Genomic DNA, 18,052 nt, shown 5'->3' with positions numbered 1-18,052 from the left:
TGCCGGCGCCCGCCCACGGGCCCCACGCGATCGACGTCGCGACCCGGCCGGCGGCCCGGCGGCGCGCGGCGAGCGCGTCGAGGTGGGCGTTGGCGGCCGCGTAGTTGCCCTGCCCGGCCGCGCCGAACGTGCCGGCGGTCGAGGAGAACAGCACAAACGCGTCGAGGTCGAGGTCCGCGGTCAGCTCGTCGAGGTGCTCCGCGCCGCGGCACTTGGCCGCGAACACGGTCTCGAACTGCTCGGCGGTCAGCGAGCCGGTGGTGCCGTCGTCGACCACACCGGCGGTGTGCACCACGGCGGTCAGGTCCGGGATCGCCTCGACGACCCGGGCCAGCGCGTCGCGGTCGGAGACGTCACAGGCCTTGACGGTCGCATTCAGCTCGGCGGCCAGTTCGGCTGCCCCCGGTGCGTCCAGGCCGCGACGGCTGAGCAGCACGAGGTGCTCGGCGCCCGCGTCGGCGAGCTGCCGCGCGACCTCCGCGCCGAGGCCGCCCGTGCCGCCGGTGACCAGCACCGTGCCCCGCGGGGTGTAGTCCGTTATACGGCCCGCGGGTGCGGTGGTGAGGCGGCGGGCGAAGACGCCCGAGGGGCGGATGGCGACCTGGTCTTCGTCGCCGATCCCCCGCAGGACGGCGAAGAGGCGGCCGACCGCACGGGTGTCGAGGACTTCGGGGAGGTCGACGAGCCCGCCCCAGCGGTGCGGTTGTTCCAGGCCCAGTACCCGGCCGAGGCCCCAGAGCGCCGCCGCGCGCGGGTCGGGCGCGGGGTCGGCCGCGCCGGTGCTGACGGCGCCGCGGGTGGCCCACCACAGCGGGGCCCGGTCGCCGACCGCTTGCGCGAGGCGCAGGGATTCGGCGGGGTCGGTCAGCAGCGAGAGCACGTGGTCGGCTTCGGTCAGCTCGGCGCCCGGCTCGACACGGGTACCACCGATGGCTTCGGCAACCGAGTGCGCCCACGGGTCGTCGTGGGCCACGACGAGCACGCGGCTCGGCGCGGCGGGCTCGGTGCGGACCGGGCGCCAGACCACGCGGTAGCGCCAGTCGTCCACTTCGGACTCTTCGCGCACGCGGTGGCGCCAGGCGGTGAGCGCGGGCAGGACCGTGCCGAGCGCGTCGCGGTCGACGTCCAAGGTGGACGACAGCTCTTCGACGTCCGCCGCTTCCAGCGCGGTCCAGAAACCGGTGTCGGCCTCCGGCGCCGCGGGCGCGGGCTCCGGCCAGTAGCGGGACCGCTGGAACGCGTACGTCGGCAAGTCGACCCGGCGGGCGCCGGTCCCGGCGAAGAACGCGGCCCAGTCGGGCCGGTACCCGCGCGTGTGCAGGTCGCCGAGCACCGCGGCGACGGTCTCCTCCTCCGGCCGGCCCTTGCGCAGCAGCGGTTTTGCGTCGGTCATCGCCGACAGCACCGCGTCCGGTCCGAGCTCGACGTACGCGGTGACGCCGGCTTCGTCCAGGGTCGTGACCGCGTCGGCGAACCGCACGGCTTCCCGGGCGTGCCGGACCCAGTAGTCCGGTCCGTCGGCGAGGTCCGCACCGGCGACGGTGGAGACGAACGGCAGTTCCGGCGCGGAGAAGGTGAGCCCGGCGATGGCGGCGCGGAACTCGGCCAGCATCGGCTCCATCAGCGCGGAGTGGAACGCGTGGGAGACGGTCAGCCGGCGGGTCTTCTCGAACCGCTCCGCGAAGGCGAGCACGGCGTCCTCGGGCCCGGAGACCACAATGGACTCGGGCCCGTTGACCGCGGCGATGTCGACGTCGTCAGGGAGCTGAGCGCGGACGTCTGCCTCGGTCGCGCGGACCGCGACCATCGCGCCGCCGGCCGGGAGGGCCTGCATGAGCCGGCCGCGGGCCTGCACCAGCGTGGCCGCGTCGGCCAGGGACAGCACCCCGGCGACGTGCGCGGCGGCGATCTCACCGACGGAGTGCCCGGCGACGTGGTCGGGCCGCACGTCCCACGAATCCAGGAGCCGGACCAGCGCGACCTCGATCGCGAACAGCGCGGGTTGCGCGTGACGGGTTTCGTTCAGCAGCGCGGCTTCCTGAGTGCCCGGCTCGGCGAAGAGCAGCTGCCGGTCCAGCTCGAGGTGCGCGAGGACGTCGTCGAGGGCTTCGGCGAACACCGGGAACCGCTCGTACAGCTCGCGCCCGGCGCCGGGCCGCTGGCTGCCCTGGCCGGTGAACAGGAACGCCGTCGTGGGCCGGGCGGTCGAGGTGCCACGCAGGACGTGCGCGGCGGGTTCGTCCTCCGCGATCGCCGTGAGTCCACTTCGGACCTCCTCGGCCGTCGCGGCGAGAATCACCGCGCGGTGGCTCAGGTCGGCGCGTGCGGTGGCCAGGGTGAAGGCGAGGTCGGCGGGCTCGGCCGGCCACGCCCGGAGGCGGGCGGCCTGGGCGCGCAGGGCTTCCGGGGTCCGGGCCGAGACGACCACGGGCACGGTCCCGGACACCACCGGTTTCGGCTCCTCGGCGACAACGGGCTCGGGAGCCTGCTCCAGTACCGTGTGGACGTTCGTGCCGCTCAGCCCGAACGAGGACACGGCGGCCCGCCGGGGTGCGCCGGTCTCCGGCCAGTCGGCGGCTTCGTCGAGCAACCGGATCGCCCCGCCGGACCAGTCGATGTGCGACGACGGTGTGCCCGCGTGCAGGGTCCTCGGGAGCACGCCGTGGCGCATCGCCATGACGAGCTTGACCACCCCGGCGATGCCCGAGGCCATCTGCGTGTGGCCGAGGTTGGACTTGACCGAGCCGAGCAGCAGCGGCCGCTCGCGGTCGCGGCCGTAGGTGGCCTGCAGCGCCTGGACCTCGATCGGGTCGCCGAGCGGCGTGCCGGTGCCGTGGCCCTCCACCGCGTCGATGTCCGAAGTAGACAAACCGGCGCTCGCCAGCGCTTGGCGGATCACGCGCTGCTGGGACGGGCCGTTCGGGGCGGTCATGCCGTTGGACGCGCCGTCGGAGTTCATCGCCGAGCCGCGGACGACCGCGAGGATCTCGTGGCCGTTGCGCTGGGCGTCGGACAGGCGCTCGACGAGCACCAGCCCGACCCCCTCGGCGAGGCTCATGCCGTCGGCGTTGTCGGAGTAGGCCTTGCAGCGGCCGTCGGGCGCCATCGCGCGCTGGCGGCTGAACCCGATCCACGGCGCCGGCGTGGCCATCACCGTGACCCCGCCCGCGAGGGCGAGCGAGCTTTCCCCGGAGCGCAGCGACTGGCAGGCCAGGTGCAGCGCGACCAGCGACGACGAGCACGCCGTGTCGAGTGTGACGGCCGGGCCTTCCAGCCCGAACAGGTAGGCGATCCGGCCGGAAAGGACACTCGACACCGCGCCGGTGATCATGTGGCCTTCGGAGCCTTCGGCCGCGTTGAGCACGGTCGAGCCGTAGTCCTGGTAGCTGGCGCCGACGAACACGCCGGTCCGGCTCCCCCGCGCCGTGGCCGGGTCGACCCCGGCGCGTTCGAAGGTCTCCCAGGCGACTTCCAGCAGCAGGCGCTGCTGCGGGTCCATCGACAGCGCCTCACGCGGCGAGATGCCGAAGAACCCGGCGTCGAAGTCCGCGACGCCGTCGAGGAACCCACCGAGCGTCGAGTAGGTCTTGCCGCTGCGGTCCGGGTCGGCGTCGAACAGCCCGGCGGCGTCCCAGCCGCGGTCCGGCGGGAACGACGAGATCGCGTCGCCACCGCCGATGACCAGTTCCCACAACGCTTCCGGCGAGGTGACGCCGCCGGGGAACCGGCAGCTCATGCCGACGATGGCGATCGGCTCGTCGACGGCGGTGGCCGCGACGACGGTCTCCCCCGCCACCGGACCATCCACTGTGGACAGGACGAAGCCGGCGAGGGTGGCCGCGTTCGGGTAGTCGAACACCACGGTGCTGGGCAGGCTGAGGCCGGTCACGACCTCGAGGCGGTTGCGCAGGTCGACGGCGGTGAGCGAGTCGAAGCCCAGCTCGCGGAACGCGCGGTCGGCCTCGACGGCGTCCCCGCTCGTGTGCCCCAGCACGGCGGCCGCCTCGGCCCGCACGAGGTCGACGACGAGCCGGCGGCCGGCGGCCGCGGGCAGCGCCCGGACCCGGCTCGCGAACGCGGAGGCGTCGGCGGTGTCGTCGGCCGTCGCGGCGAGCCGCCGGACCGCGGGCAGCTCGGAGAACAGCGGGCTCGGCCGCACCGACGTGAACACCGGGTGGTAGCGGTCCCAGTCGAGGTCGGCGATGAGCAAGGAGGTTTCGTCGTCGGCAAGCGCGCGCTTGAGCCCGGCGAGCGCGAGCCGGGGTTCCATGAACCGCAGGCCGCTGCGCAGGATCCGGCCGGGGTCCACCCGGCCCAGCTCCCGGTCGTCGGCCCAGATGCCCCAGGCGACGGTGGTGGCGGGCACCCCGCGGGCGCGCCGCTGCTCGGCGAGCGCGACGAGGTGGGCGTTGGCCGCGGAGTAGGCGCCGTGGTCCCCGCTGCCCCACAGGCCGGCGGTCGAGGAGTACAGCACGAAGTGCTCGAGCTCGCCTTCGTCGAGCAGCTCGTCGAGGACGCTGTCGAGGTTGGCGGCGCCGGTCACCTTGGCGTCGAGGACCTCGGCGAAGGCGGCCGGGGTGGTGCCGGTGAGCGGGGCGAGCGCGATGTGGGCGGCGGTGTGCACAACGGTGGTGATCCGCCGGCCCTCGCTCTTCAGCCTGGTGATCAGGCCGGCGACGGCGTCCCGGTCGGTGACGTCGAGCGAGACGATCTCGGCCGAGGTGCCGAGCTCGTCTCGGAGCGCTTGGGCGTGGGGCGCGTCGGGACCGCGGCGTCCGGTGAGCACGAGGTGCTCGATGCCCTCGGCGGCCAGCCAGCGGGCCAGGTGCGGGCCGAGGGTGCCGGTCCCCCCGGTGATGACGGCGGTGCCGTGGGCGCGGTAGGCCCGCCGGGGCGTGTCTTTGACCGGGGCGGGCACGAGCCGCCGCGCGAAGACGCCACCTGCGCGGATGGCGAGCTGGTCTTCGTCCCCGGCCCCGGCTAGCACCGCGACGAGCCGCCGCGCGGCGGCGGGGTCGAGGGTTTCGGGCAGGTCGACGAGCCCGGCCCACTGCGCGGGGTGTTCGAGGGCGGCGGACCAGCCGAGGCCGTGGACCTGGGCTTGCGCGGGATCGCGGACGGGGTCGGCGGGCCCGGTGGAGACGGCCCCGCGGGTCAGTGCCCAGACGCGCGGAGCGGGCTCGCTCCCGGCGACGGCCTGGACGAGCGAGAGGGTGCGGAGGAGGCCGCGGTCGAGGCCGGGGTGGTCGGTCGGAGTGTGGTCGGTGGAGAGGAGGGAGACGATGCCGGTGATACCTTCGAGATCCCCGGGCGCGGGATCTCCGGAACCGGCCGAGCCGCGCGAGCCGAGCCCTCCGAGCGCCGCAACATCCCCGGCACCGCCCAAGCCACCCGCACCAAGCGCCGCGGCCAGATCCTCACGGTCGATCTGGTCCGCGCCGAGCAGCACCGTGCGCACCTCGGCGCCGTGGCCGCGCAGGACCTCGGCGATCTCCTCTTCACCCTCCTCGCCGGTGCCGAGCACCAGCCAGGTGCCGGACAGTGTCGTCCCGGCCGGGCGGACCGGGCGCCATGTGATCCGGTAGCGCCAGGCGTCCACCGTGGACTCTTCGTCGCGGCGGGCGTGCCATGCCGACAACGCCGGCAGCAGGTCGTCCAAAGCGGACTGCTGGCGATCGTCCAGGTCGAGCAGGTTCGTCAGCCCCGCCCGGTCGTCGCGGGTGATGGCCTGCCACAGCTCGTCGTCGGCCGGCGCGGTGGGAGCTGGAGCTTCGTCGATCGCCCAGTAGTGCTCGTGCTGGAACGCGTAGGTCGGCAGGTCCACGCGGCGGCCGCCGGTGAGCGTGTCCGCCCAGTCGACCGCCACCCCCCGCGTGTGCGCCTCGGCGAGGGACTTCAGGAACCGGCCGGCGCCGCCGTCGTCGCGGCGCAGCGTGCCGAGCGCCGTGACGGGGACGCCGGCCGTCTCGGCCAGCTCCCCGATCGCCATGCCGAACACCGGGTGCGGGCTCGACTCGACGAACACCGCGTGCCCGTCGGCGACCGCGGCCGCCAGCGCCGCCGCGAACTCGACCGTGCCGCGCAGGTTGCGGCACCAGTAGTCGCCGGTCAGCTCCCCCGGCTCGACGAGGCCGCCGGTGACCGTCGAGTAGAATCGGACGCCGGTGTCGCGCGGGGCAACCGGGGCCAGCAGCTCGGCCAACTCGGCCGCGATCCCGTCGACCTGCGGCGAGTGCGCCGCGAAGTCGACCCCGTCCAGCCGCCAGCGCATCAGCCCGGCCTTGGCCAGCCGGACCTCGAACTCCGCCAGCGCGGCGGGCTCGCCGGACACCGTCACCGAACGCGGCCCGTTCACCGCGGCGACGGCGATCCGGTCGGCCAGGTCGCCGATCAGCGCCCGCACTTCGTCGCCGCCCGCGACGACCGAAAGCATCGCCCCGTGCCCCGACAGCCGCTCCGCGATCAGCTTCGACCGCAGCGCAACCACCCGCGCACCGTCCTCAAGGGACAGTGCACCCGCGACACACGCAGCGGCGATTTCCCCCTGCGAATGCCCGATCACGGCGACCGGCTCAACGCCGTGCGCACGCCACAGCTCCGCCAACGACACCAGCACGGCCCACAGCACCGGCTGCACAACGTCCACGCTCGTCAGCGTGTCGTCGTGCAACACGTCCCCCAGCGACCAGCCGACGAAGGGCTCGAGCGCGGCGGCGCACTCGGCCAGCCGGGCGGCGAACGCCGGGGACGAGGTCAGAAGCTCACGGGCCATGCCCGGCCACTGCGAATCCTGGCCGGGGAAAACGAAAACCGGCGCGCCCGACCGCTTGGCCACGCCCTGCACAAGCGCAGGATCGGCAGTGTCGCCGACGAACGCGGTCAGGCCGCGCCGCAGGTCGGCGGCGTCTTCGCCGACGACCACGGCCCGCTGCTCGAACGTCCCGCGGGCGTGGGCGAGGGTCCAGCCGACGTCGACCGGACGCTCGTCGTCGAGGAAGTCCAGCAGCCGCAAGGCCTGCGCCTTCAACGCGGGCGCGCTCTTCGCCGACAGCGGCCACACGACCGTTCCGGAGTGCGACGGCTCCGGCGCCGCATCGAGAGCGGGCGCCGCTTCGATGATCGCGTGGGCGTTGGTGCCGCTGATGCCGAACGACGAAACGCCGGCGCGGCGCGGGTGCCCGGTCTCCGGCCAGGCCGTCTCCTCGGCGAGCAGCTCGACCGCCCCGGCCGTCCAGTCGATCTTCGTGGACGGCCGACCGACGTGCAGGGTGCGCGGCAGCACACCGTGGCGCATGGCGTGCACCATCTTGATCAGGCTGGCGACGCCCGCGGCCGACTGGGTGTGCCCGATGTTGGACTTCACCGAGCCGATCAGCAGCGGCCGCTCGCGGTCCCGGCCGTAGGTGGCCTGCAGCGCCTGGACTTCGATGGGGTCGCCGAGGGCGGTGCCGGTGCCGTGCGCGTCGAGGGCGTCCACTTCGGACGGTTCGAGCCCGGCGTTGGCCAGCGCCTGGCGGATGACGCGTTGCTGCGACGGGCCGTTGGGCGCGGTGAGGCCGTTGGACGCGCCGTCGGAGTTGACGGCGGTGCCGCGAACTACGGCGAGGATCGGGTGACCGAGCCGCTGGGCCTCGGAAAGCCGTTCCAGCACGAGCATCCCCGCGCCTTCGGCGAGCGACATGCCGTCGCCTTCGTCGGAGAACGCCTTGCAGCGGCCGTCGAAGGCGAGGGCCCGCTGGCGGCTGAACGCGACGAACGGATCCGGTGACGCCATCACCGTGACGCCGCCGGCGATGGCCAGCTCGGATTCGCCGGAGCGCAGCGACTGGCACGCCAGGTGCAGCGCGACCAGCGACGACGAGCACGCCGTGTCGACGGTGACCGACGGGCCTTCGAAACCGAACAGGTACGACAACCGTCCGGAAAGGACACTCGGGATGGTGCCGGTGACGAGGTGGCCCTCGGTGCCGTCGCCGGTGGCGACGCCGTAGTCCTGGAAGCTGGAGCCGACGAAGACGCCGGTCCGGCTGCCCCGGACGGCCGCCGGGTCGACGCCCGCGCGTTCGAACGCCTCCCACGAGACTTCCAGCAGCAGCCGCTGCTGCGGGTCCATCGACAGCGCCTCGCGCGGCGAAATGCCGAAGAAACCGGCGTCGAACTCGGCGGCGTTCTCGAGGAAACCACCCAGCGTCGAATAGGTCTTGCCGCCGCGTTCGGGGTCGGGGTCGAACAGGCCGGCGGCGTCCCAGCCGCGGTCGCCGGGGAACGACGAGATCGCGTCCACCCCGCCGGTGACCAGGGTCCAGAGTTCTTCGGGCGTGGTGACCCCGCCGGGGAAGCGGCAGCCCATGCCGACGATGGCGATCGGCTCGTCGGTGGCGCCGGTCGTCGCGACGACGGTGTCGGCGGTGCCCGAACCGTCGATCTCGGCCCGCAGGAACGCGACCAGCGCGAGCGGGGTCGGGTGGTCGAAGACGAGCGTCGCGGGCAGGGCGAGGCCGGTCGCTTCCGCGAGGTGACGGCGGAACTCGACGGCGGTGAGCGAGTCGAAGCCGAGGTCGCGGAAAGCCCGTTCTTCGGCGACGGCGTCCGCGGTGACGTGCCCGAGCACGGCGGCGGCTTCGGCGCGGACCAGGTCGAGCAGGGCGCGGTCGCGTTCGTCCTCGGACATCCCGGCGAAGCGGGCGGCGAACGCGCTGACGACGGCGCTCACCGGTTCGGGCCGGGCCTCGGCGAACGCGTCGAAGAGCCGGGTGGGGCGGGTGGCGGTGAAGACGGGCAGGAAGGTGTCCCAGGTGACATCGGCGACCACGACGGTGGTGTCGTCGCGTACGAGGGCGCGTTCGAGCTCGGCGAGGGCGTTTTCGGTCGAGAGGAAGCCGAGGCCGCGCCGGCTCAGCTGACCGGCGACGTGCTCGTCGGTGGCCATGCCCTCTTCGGCCCAGGCGCCCCAAGCGATGGAGGTGGCGCGGCGGCCGGTGCTCCGGCGTGCTTCGGCGAGGGCGTCGAGGTAGGCGTTGCCGGCGGCGTAGGCGGCCTGGCCCCCGCTGCCCCAGACGCCGGCGACGGAGCCGAAGAGCAGGAAGAAGTCGAGGTCGTGCCCGGCGAGCAGGGCATCGAGGTGCGCGGCGCCGTCGGTCTTGGCGGCCGTGACGCGGGTCAGCTCGGCGAAGTCCGTGGTGTGCACGGGGTCCATGGCCTGCGCGACCCCGGCGGTGTGGACGACGCCGGTGAGATCGGGGTGCTGCTCGAGCAGGGCTTCGACGGCGGCGCGATCCGCGACGTCGGCTTTCGCGATCGTGACGCGCGCCCCGGCGGCGGTGAGTTCTTGTTCGAGCTCGTCCGCACCGGGCGCGTCTGAGCCGCGGCGGCTGACGAGCACGAGGTGGTCGGCCCCGGCGTTCGCGAGCCACCGCGCGACGGACGCGCCGAGGGCGCCGGTGCCCCCGGTGACCAGGACGGTGCCGCGCGCCCGGAACCGGCCCGGAGCCTCGACCGGCCGGTACCGCACGACGCGGCGGCCGAAGGCGCCTTGGGCCCGCAGGGCGATCTGGTCTTCACCGGTGCCGGCCAGGACGGCGGCCAGGCGGCGGGTGGTGGGGAGGTCGAGGGTGGCGGGCAGGTCGACGAGGCCACCCCAGAGCGCGGGTTGTTCAAGCGCGACGGTGCGGCCGAAGCCCCAGAGGCGCGCGGTGACGGGATCGGGGGCGTGATCACCGAGGGTGGCGACGGCGCCGGTGGTGAGGCACCAGAGGCGGAGATCGAGGTCGGCATCGCCGAGCGCTTGGACGAGGGTGAGGAGATCGCGGAGGCCGCGGTCATCGGCGGCGGGGAGGTGGATGACGCCTTCGGCGGGCCCGGCAGCGGCGAGCGCGGCGGCGAGGGTGGCGCGGTCGACGGCGGAGTGGTCGCCGGACGGCACGGCGCCGGCGGTCTCGGTGGCTGCGGGGCCGCCGGCCGCCGACACTGCTTCGGCTGCGGGCTGCCCGGTTGCGGGATCGCCGGCCGCGGGCTGCCCGGTTGCGGCAGGGTTGCCGGCCGCCGGAACCGCGCGGGCTTCGGCCGCAAGCCGCTCGCCTGCCTGCCCGGTGGCGGCAGGGTTACCGACCGCCGGAACCGCGCGGGCTTCGGCCGCAAGCCGCTCGCTTGCGTGCCCGGTGGCCGCGGGGTCGGCCGCAGGCTGCCCGCCGACCGAAGCCTCGGGCTGCCCGGTGGCCACAGGGTCGCCGGGCGTGGCGGGCAGCACGGCGCCGGCTGTCTCGATGGCTGCAGGGTCGCCGGCCGTGAGATCCGCCGTCACGATGCGGGTCACCGTTGCGCCGTGGGCGGCCAGTGCGGCCTCGAGCTCGGCTCCCTCCTCCGCCGATGCCGTCACCAGCAGCCAACGGCCGTTCAACACCGGGGTCTCCGCCGTCCGGAACGGGTGCCACTCCGTCCGGTACCGCCAGGACTTCGCGATCTCCTCGGCCGCCCGGCGGTCGCGCCAGCCCGTCAACGCCGGGAGGAGCGTTTCCAGCGATGACCGCTGCTCCTCCCCCAGGTCCAGCAACCCCGCCAGCTCCGACGCGTCGCCGCGGCCGATCGCCTCCCACAGCGGGCCCTCCGGCTGCTCCGCAACCCGCGGGGCAGCCGAAGCCCAATAGTGCTCACGCTGGAACGGGTACGTCGGCAACGAGACCACGCGCCCGCCGCCCAGGTACTCGCGCCAGTTCACCGGGTAGCCGCGCGTGTGCAGGGTCGCCAGCGCGGACACCGCCGACTCCGCCTCGGGACGGTCCTTGCGCAGCAGCGGCACCGTTCCGGGCCGGTCCAGCAGCGCCGACAGCGTGCCGTCCGGACCCAGCTCCAGGTACGTCGACGCCGCGTCCTCGACCGTCTCCGCGAACCGGACTGTCGCGCGCACGTGCTCGACCCAGTACTCCGGTGAACACACGTCGCCGTGGGAGACGAAAGCCAGCGAGGGCGCGGAAAAGGTCAGCGCCGAGACCACCTCGCGGAACGCGGGCAGCATCGGGTCCATCAGGTGCGAGTGGAACGCGTGCGACACCGAAAGCCGCGTCGACTTGCCGAAGCGGGACGCGACCGCCAGCACGGCCTCTTCGACCCCCGACAGCACCACGGCCGAAGGGCCGTTCACCGCGGCGATGTCCACACCGTCCACAAGGGACGCGCGAACGTCCTCTTCGGACGCGCGCACCGCGACCATCGCCCCGCCGCCCGGCAGCGCCTCCATCAGCCGCGCGCGGGCGGACACCAGCGTGCACGCGTCGTCCAGCGACAGCACTCCCGACACGTGCGCGGCCGCGATCTCGCCGACCGAGTGACCCGCGACGACGTCGGGGCGCACGCCCCACGACTCCAGCAGCCGGAACGCCGCCACGCCGAACGCGAACAGCGCCGGCTGCGCGTTCCCGGTCCGCTCCAGCGCGGCCGCGTCCGAGCCCCAGACCACGTCGCGGAGACCCGGGTCGCACCGGTCCAGCACGTCGGTGAACACGTCGGCGAACACCGGGAACCGCGCGGCCAGCTCGCGGCCCATCCCGAGCCGCTGCGCGCCCTGGCCGGGGAAGACGAACGCGAGGCCGCCGCCGGTGACGACGCCGCTCACCACGCCGGGCGCCGGGGCACCGGCCGCCAACGCGGCCAGTGCCGACACACGGTCCGCGCCGAGCACCACGGCCCGGTGTTCGAACGCCGTCCGTGTTGTCGCCAGCGACCACGCCAGGTCACCGCGCGGGAAGTCGAGCCGGGCCAGGTTCGCGGCCTGCGCCCGCAGCCCCTCGGCGGTCCGCGCCGAAAGCACCAGCGGCGCGTCTTCGAGCGTGTCGACGGCCGCCTGCTCGACGGCCGGGGCCGCTTCGAGCACGACGTGCGCGTTGGTGCCGCTGATGCCGAACGACGAGACACCCGCGCGTCGCGGCCGGTCCGACGAAGGCCACGGCGTCGTGGCCGAAGCCAGCGACACCGCGCCTTCCGTCCAGTCCACATGGGACGACGGCTCGCCCGCGTGCGGCGATCCCGGCACCGTGCCGTGCTCCATCGCGAGGACCATCTTGATGATGCCCGCGACGCCGGCCGCGGCCTGCGTGTGCCCGATGTTCGCCTTCACCGAGCCGAGCAGCAACGGCGTCGAGCGGTCCTGCCCGTAGGTCGCCAGCAGCGCCTGGGCTTCGATCGGGTCGCCCAGCGTGGTGCCGGTGCCGTGGCCTTCGACGACGCCGACGTCCGAAGTGGACAGTCCGGAGGTGGCCAGCGCGGCGCGGATCACCCGCTGCTGCGAAGGCCCGTTCGGCGCGGTCAGGCCGTTGGACGCGCCGTCGGAGTTCACCGCCGAGCCGCGCACGACGGCCAGGACGCGGTGCCCGTGCCGGCGCGCGTCCGACTGCCGCTCCAGCACCAGCACACCGACACCCTCGGACCAGCCGACGCCGTCGGCGTCGTCCGCATAGGACCGGCACCGGCCGTCGGGGGAAAGGCCGCGCTGGCGGGAGAACTCGACGAACGAGTTCGGTGTGGACATCACCGTCACCCCGCCGGCGAGCGCGAGCGAGCACTCTCCTGAGCGCAGCGCCTGGGCCGCCCAGTGCAGCGCCACCAGCGACGACGAGCACGCGGTGTCGATGGTGACCGCGGGCCCTTCGAGGCCGAGGGTGTAGGCGACGCGGCCGGACACGACGCTGGCCGCCGTCCCGCTGCCCTGGAAGCCTTCGAAGTCGCCGCCGGCCAGCACCAGGCCGTAGTCGTGGTACATCACGCCGGCGAACACGCCGGTCGTGCTGCCGCGCAGGGTGCGCGGGTCGATGCCGGCGCGCTCGATCGCCGTCCAGGACGCCTCCAGCAGCAGGCGCTGCTGCGGGTCGGTGGCTTCGGCCTCGCGCGGGCTCATGCCGAAGAACGCGGCGTCGAACTCGCCCGCGTCGTGCAGGAAACCGCCTTCGCGGGTGTAGGACGTGCCGGGGTGGTCGGGGTCCGGGTGGTAGAGCGCGCCGAGGTCCCAGCCGCGGTTGACCGGGAACGGCGACGTTGTGTCGCGGCCCTCGGCCACCGCCGTCCAGAGGTCCTCCGGCGAGGTGATGCCGCCGGGGAAGCGGCAGCTCATGCCGACGATGACGATCGGGTCGTCGTCGGCGACGGCCGTCCGGGTGCGGACCGGAGCGCCCGCGTCGGCGCCGAGCAGCCGGTCGCGCAGGTGGTCGGCGAGGGCGGCCGGGGTCGGGTAGTCGAACGCCGTGGTCGCGGACAGCCTCAGGCCGGTCGCCGCGTCGAGGCGGTTGCGCAGCTCGACGGCGGTCAGCGAGTCGAAGCCCAGTTCGGCGAACGAGCGCGACGGCTCGACCGCGGCGGCACCAGCGTGGCCGAGCACGGCGGCGACCTCGCGGCGGACCAGGTCGGTCACCCGCGCGACCCGGCCGGCGTCGTCCAATGTGGACAGCTGCTGCGCCAGCCGGCCGGCGCCTCCTGCGGCTCGCACCGCGCGGCGGCCGCCGGCCAGCGAGCGCAGCAGGGCGGGCGGGTCCGGCTGGGCGGCGAGCACCGGCAGGTCGAACCGGACCGGCACGACGGCCGGCTCCCCGGCCGCCAGCGCGGCGTCGAACAGGGCGAGCCCCTCGGCCTCGGTGAGCGCCGGAATGCCCAGCCGGGCGAAGCGGCCACCGGCGGCGCCCGCCATGCCGTCCCCGCCCCACGGGCCCCACGCCAGCGACACCGCGGGCAGTCCCGCGGCCCGGCGTTCCTGGGCGAGGACGTCCAGGAACGCGTTGGCTGCGGCGTAATTGGCCTGGCCGGCCGCGCCGAGCGTGCCGGCGAGGGAGGAGAACAGCACGAACGCGTCGAGCTCGAGGTCGCGGGTCAGCTCGTGCAGGTGCCACGCGGCGTCGGCCTTCGGCGCGAACACCGTCGCGAGGCGGCCGGCGTCGAGGCGGTCGAGGAGCCCGTCGTCGAGGACACCGGCGGTGTGCACGACGGCGGTGAGCGGGTGCGCGGCCGGGATCCCGGCCAGCAGCGCGGCCAGCGCGTCGCGGTCACTCACGTCGCAGGCGGCGACGGTGACAGCCGCGCCCAGCCCGGCCAGCTCGGTGACCAGGCCCTCGGGCGCGGCTCCGCGCCGACTCACCAGCAGCAGGTGCCGGACACCGTGGTCGCGCACGAGGTGCCCGGCGAGGGCGCGGCCCAGCTCGCCGGTGCCGCCGGTGACGAGGACGGTCCCGTCCGGGTTCCACTCCCCCGGCTCGCCGGTCGTCGTGCGCACTAGCCGGGGCGCGAGGATCCGCCCGTCACGGACCAGGAGCCGCGGCTCACCGGTCGTCAGAGCCGTCTCGAGGACGTCCTCGGCGACCGGCTCGGCCGACTCGACCAGCACGAACCGGCCGGGGTGCTCCTGCTGCGCGGCCAGCACGAGCCCGCGCACGGCGGCCCCGGGCAGCCCAGCCGGGACGACCAGGGCCAGCCGGCGCGCGTCCTCGGTCAGCCGTTCGCGCAGCAGCTCCAGGGCCTCTTCCGCGAGCGCGCGAGCCGCTTCGGGTGGTGGGCCGTCCGGAGTGGACAGGGTGACGACGTCGGCGTCGGCGTCCGTGACGCCGGTGACGGGCTCGGTCCAGTCGACGCGGTGGATCCCGCCGCCGGTGACCGGGGCCTCGGTCACGATCGGGCGCACGGTCAGCGACCCGGCCGTCGCGACGAGGTCGCCGTCCGGTGTGGTCAGCGCCAGCGCCAGGGTCTCGTCGCCGGTCTTGCGCAGCGTGACGCGCAGCGCGGTCGCGCCGACCGCGCGCACGGCGACGTCCTGCCACGAGAACGGCACCCCGCCCGGGCCGCCGAAGAGCGCCGCCGCGTGCAGGGCCGCGTCGAACAGCGCGGGGTGCAGGTCGAAGGTCTCGGCCTCGACGTCGTCGGGGAGCGCGACCTCGGCGAAGACGTCGTCGCCGGCCCGCCAGGCCGCCCGCAGGCCCTGGAACGCCGGGCCGTATTCGCGTTCGTCGTAGAAGCCGGTGAGGTCGACGGCCGTGGCGTCCGCGGGCGGCCAGGTCTCGAGAGCCGAAGCTGTGACGTCGAGGCGTTCGGCCAGCCGGCCGACGGCGTGCGAGGTCCAGCTGACCTCGCCGTCGGGGCGGGAGTGCACGGCCACCGGCCGGCAGCCCTGCTCGTCGGGGGCGCCGACCCAGACCTGCACGACGATCCGCTCCGCGCCGAGCACCAGCGGCCGGGTCAGCGTCAGGTCTTCGACGTCCGGACAGCCGGTCTCGGCGCCGGCGCGCACGGCCAGCTCCAGCAGCGCGGTGCCGGGCACGACCACCGCGCCGCCGACGCGGTGGTCGGCGAGCCACGCGTGCGTGCCCACGTCCAGGCGGCCGGTCAGCAGCAGGCCGCGGGCGTCGGCGACCTCGACCGCCGTGCCCAGCAGCGGGTGGTCGACGCTGCGCAGCCCGGCCGAGCGCAGGTCGCCGCGGCCGCGGCCGGTGTCGCGCGGCCAGAACCGCTGCCGCTGGAAGGCGTAGGTGGGCAGGTCGACCCGGGTGGCGGTGCCGGCGAAGAACGCGGTCCAGTCCACGGCGACGCCGTCACCGTGCAGCCGGCCGAGCGCCTCGGCGACGGCGGTGGTCTCGTCGCGGTCCTTGCGCAGCACCGGCACGGCGAGCGCGCCGGGCACCTCGACCAGCGGCGTCAGCGCGGCTTCCGGCCCCACCTCGACGAACCGGTTCACCCCCGACCCGGCCAGCCGCGCGAGGACGTCGCCGAACCGGACGGTGTCCCGCACGTGCCGCACCCAGAACTCCGGGTCGGTGACGTCGCCCGTCGTCTCCAGCGGGACCGACGGCTCGGTGAAGGTCAGCGCCGAGACCACCTCGCGGAACGCGGGCAGCATCGGGTCCATCAGGTGCGAGTGGAACGCGTGGGAGGCGCGCAGCCGCGTCGTGCGCTCGAACCGCGCGGCGACCGCCAGGACCGCATCCTCCACACCGGACACGACGACAGCCGAAGGTCCGTTCACCGCGGCGATGTCCACACCGTCGACAAGAGACGCGCGAACGTCCTCTTCGGACGCACGCACCGCGACCATCGCGCCCCCGGCGGGCAACGCGCCCATCAGGCGGGCGCGCGCCGAGACCAGCGCGCAGGCGTCGTCGAGGGAGAGCACACTGGCGCAGTGGGCGGCGGCGATCTCGCCGGCCGAGTGCCCGGCGAGCACGGCGGGCCGCACACCCCACGACTCCAGGAGGCGGAAGAGCGCGACCTCGACGGCGAAGATCGCCGGCTGGGCCTGGGCGGTGTCGGCGAGCCGCGCGGCGTCGTCACCCCACACGACGTCCCGCAGCCCGGGCTCGAGCCGGGCGAGGACGTCGTCGAACGCCGTCGCGAACACCGGGTACGCGGCGTGCAGCGCGCGGCCCATCCCGGGCCGCTGGGAACCCTGGCCGGTGAACAGGAACGCGGTCCGGCCCTTCACCCGCGGCGCGCCGAACGCGGTCAGCTCCCGCAAGGACTCCGCGACCGCGGCGGCCTCCGAACCGACCACAGTGGACCGGACGTCGAACGCCGTGCGCGCGGTGGCGAGCGAAAACCCGACGTCGGCGAGCGAGGCGCCCCGGTCGAGCAGCTCGGCCAGCCGCGCGGCCTGCGCGCGCACCGCGTCCTCGGACCGGCCCGAGACCACGATCGGCACCGGCCGCGTGACACGCTCGGGAGCCGGCTCCTCGGCGGCCGGGGCCTGCTCGACGATCACGTGCGCGTTCGTGCCGCTCAGCCCGAACGACGAAACGCCGGCGCGGCGCGGTTCGCCGGTCTCCGGCCACGGTGTCGCGGCGGTGGCCAGCTCGACGCGCCCGGCGGTCCAGTCCACATGGGACGACGGTGTGTCGACGTGCAGCGTCGGCGGCACGAGGCCCGCGCGCATGGCCAGCACGACCTTGATCACCCCGGCGACCCCCGCGGCGGCCTGGGTGTGCCCGAAGTTCGACTTCACCGAACCGAGCAGCAGCGCCGCCGGCCGGTCCTGCCCGTAGGTCGCCAGCAGCGCCTGCGCCTCGACCGGGTCGCCCAGCGTGGTGCCGGTCCCGTGCGCCTCGACGACGTCGACCTGAGCGGGCGCGAGCCGGGACGCCTTCAGCGCCTCGCGGATCACGCGCTGCTGGGACGGCCCGTTGGGCGCGGTGAGGCCGTTCGTGGCGCCGTCGGAGTTGACCGCGCTGCCGCGGACCACGGCGAGCACCGGGTGCCCGTGGCGGCGGGCGTCGGAAAGCCTTTCCAGCACCAGCACACCCGCGCCCTCGGCCCAGCCGGTGCCGGCGGCGGAGTCGGCGAACGAGCGGCAGCGGCCGTCCGGGGACAGCCCGCCCTGGCGGCTGAACTCCACGAACGTCGTCGGCGCGGACATCACCGTGACCCCGCCGGCCAGAGCCAGCTCGGACTCCCCCGTGCGCAGCGACTGCGCGGCCAGGTGGATCGCGACCAGCGACGACGAGCACGCGGTGTCCACGGTGACCGCCGGGCCGACCAGACCGAGGACGTAGGCCAGCCGGCCGGACAGCACGCTGTTCGTGTTGCCGGTCAGCAGGAAGCCTTCGGACGGGCCCGCCGCGCCGGTCAGGTACTCCTGGGCCATCGCCCCGACGAACACGCCGGTCCGGGTGCCCTTCAGCGTCGCGGGCACGATCCCGGCGCGTTCGACCGCCTCCCACGCGGTCTCGAGCAGGATCCGCTGCTGCGGGTCCATTTCGGCCGCTTCCCGCGGCGAGATGCCGAAGAAGCCCGCGTCGAACTCGGCCGCGTCGAGCAGGAAGCCGCCGGACATCGCCGCCTCGCCGCCGTCCGCGGCGAGCGCGCCGAGGTCCCAGCCTCGGTCGGCCGGGAGCCCGGTGACGCCGTCGCGCCCGGAGCTCAGCAGCTCCCAGAAGTCCTCGGGCCCGGCGACCCCGCCGGGGTAGCGGCAGCCGACCCCGACGATCGCGACCGGCTCGGCCGCGCGGCTCTCCAGCTCCTCCAGCTTCTGCTGGGTGCGCACGAGGTCCGCGCTCGCCCGCTTGAGGTAGCTCCGGAGCTTCTGTTCGTTGTCCAT

The 18,052-nt window shown here is 74.9% G+C and carries 1 protein-coding gene (only partly in view); it reads right to left on the bottom strand.

The window, feature by feature from the left end:
* Window positions 1-18,052 carry the 5' portion of a type I polyketide synthase gene (locus ACZ63J_RS20785; RefSeq protein WP_465402412.1) on the bottom strand. Its footprint begins 9,047 nt before the window's first position, so only the first 18,052 of its 27,099 coding nucleotides appear in the window; its start codon is at window positions 18,050-18,052; its stop codon lies off the left edge, out of view.

The sequence above is a fragment of the Amycolatopsis sp. NPDC104863 genome (assembly GCF_055582965.1).
Note: the sequence above shows the minus strand (reverse complement) of the source record. Positions and strands in the feature narration are given on the sequence as shown.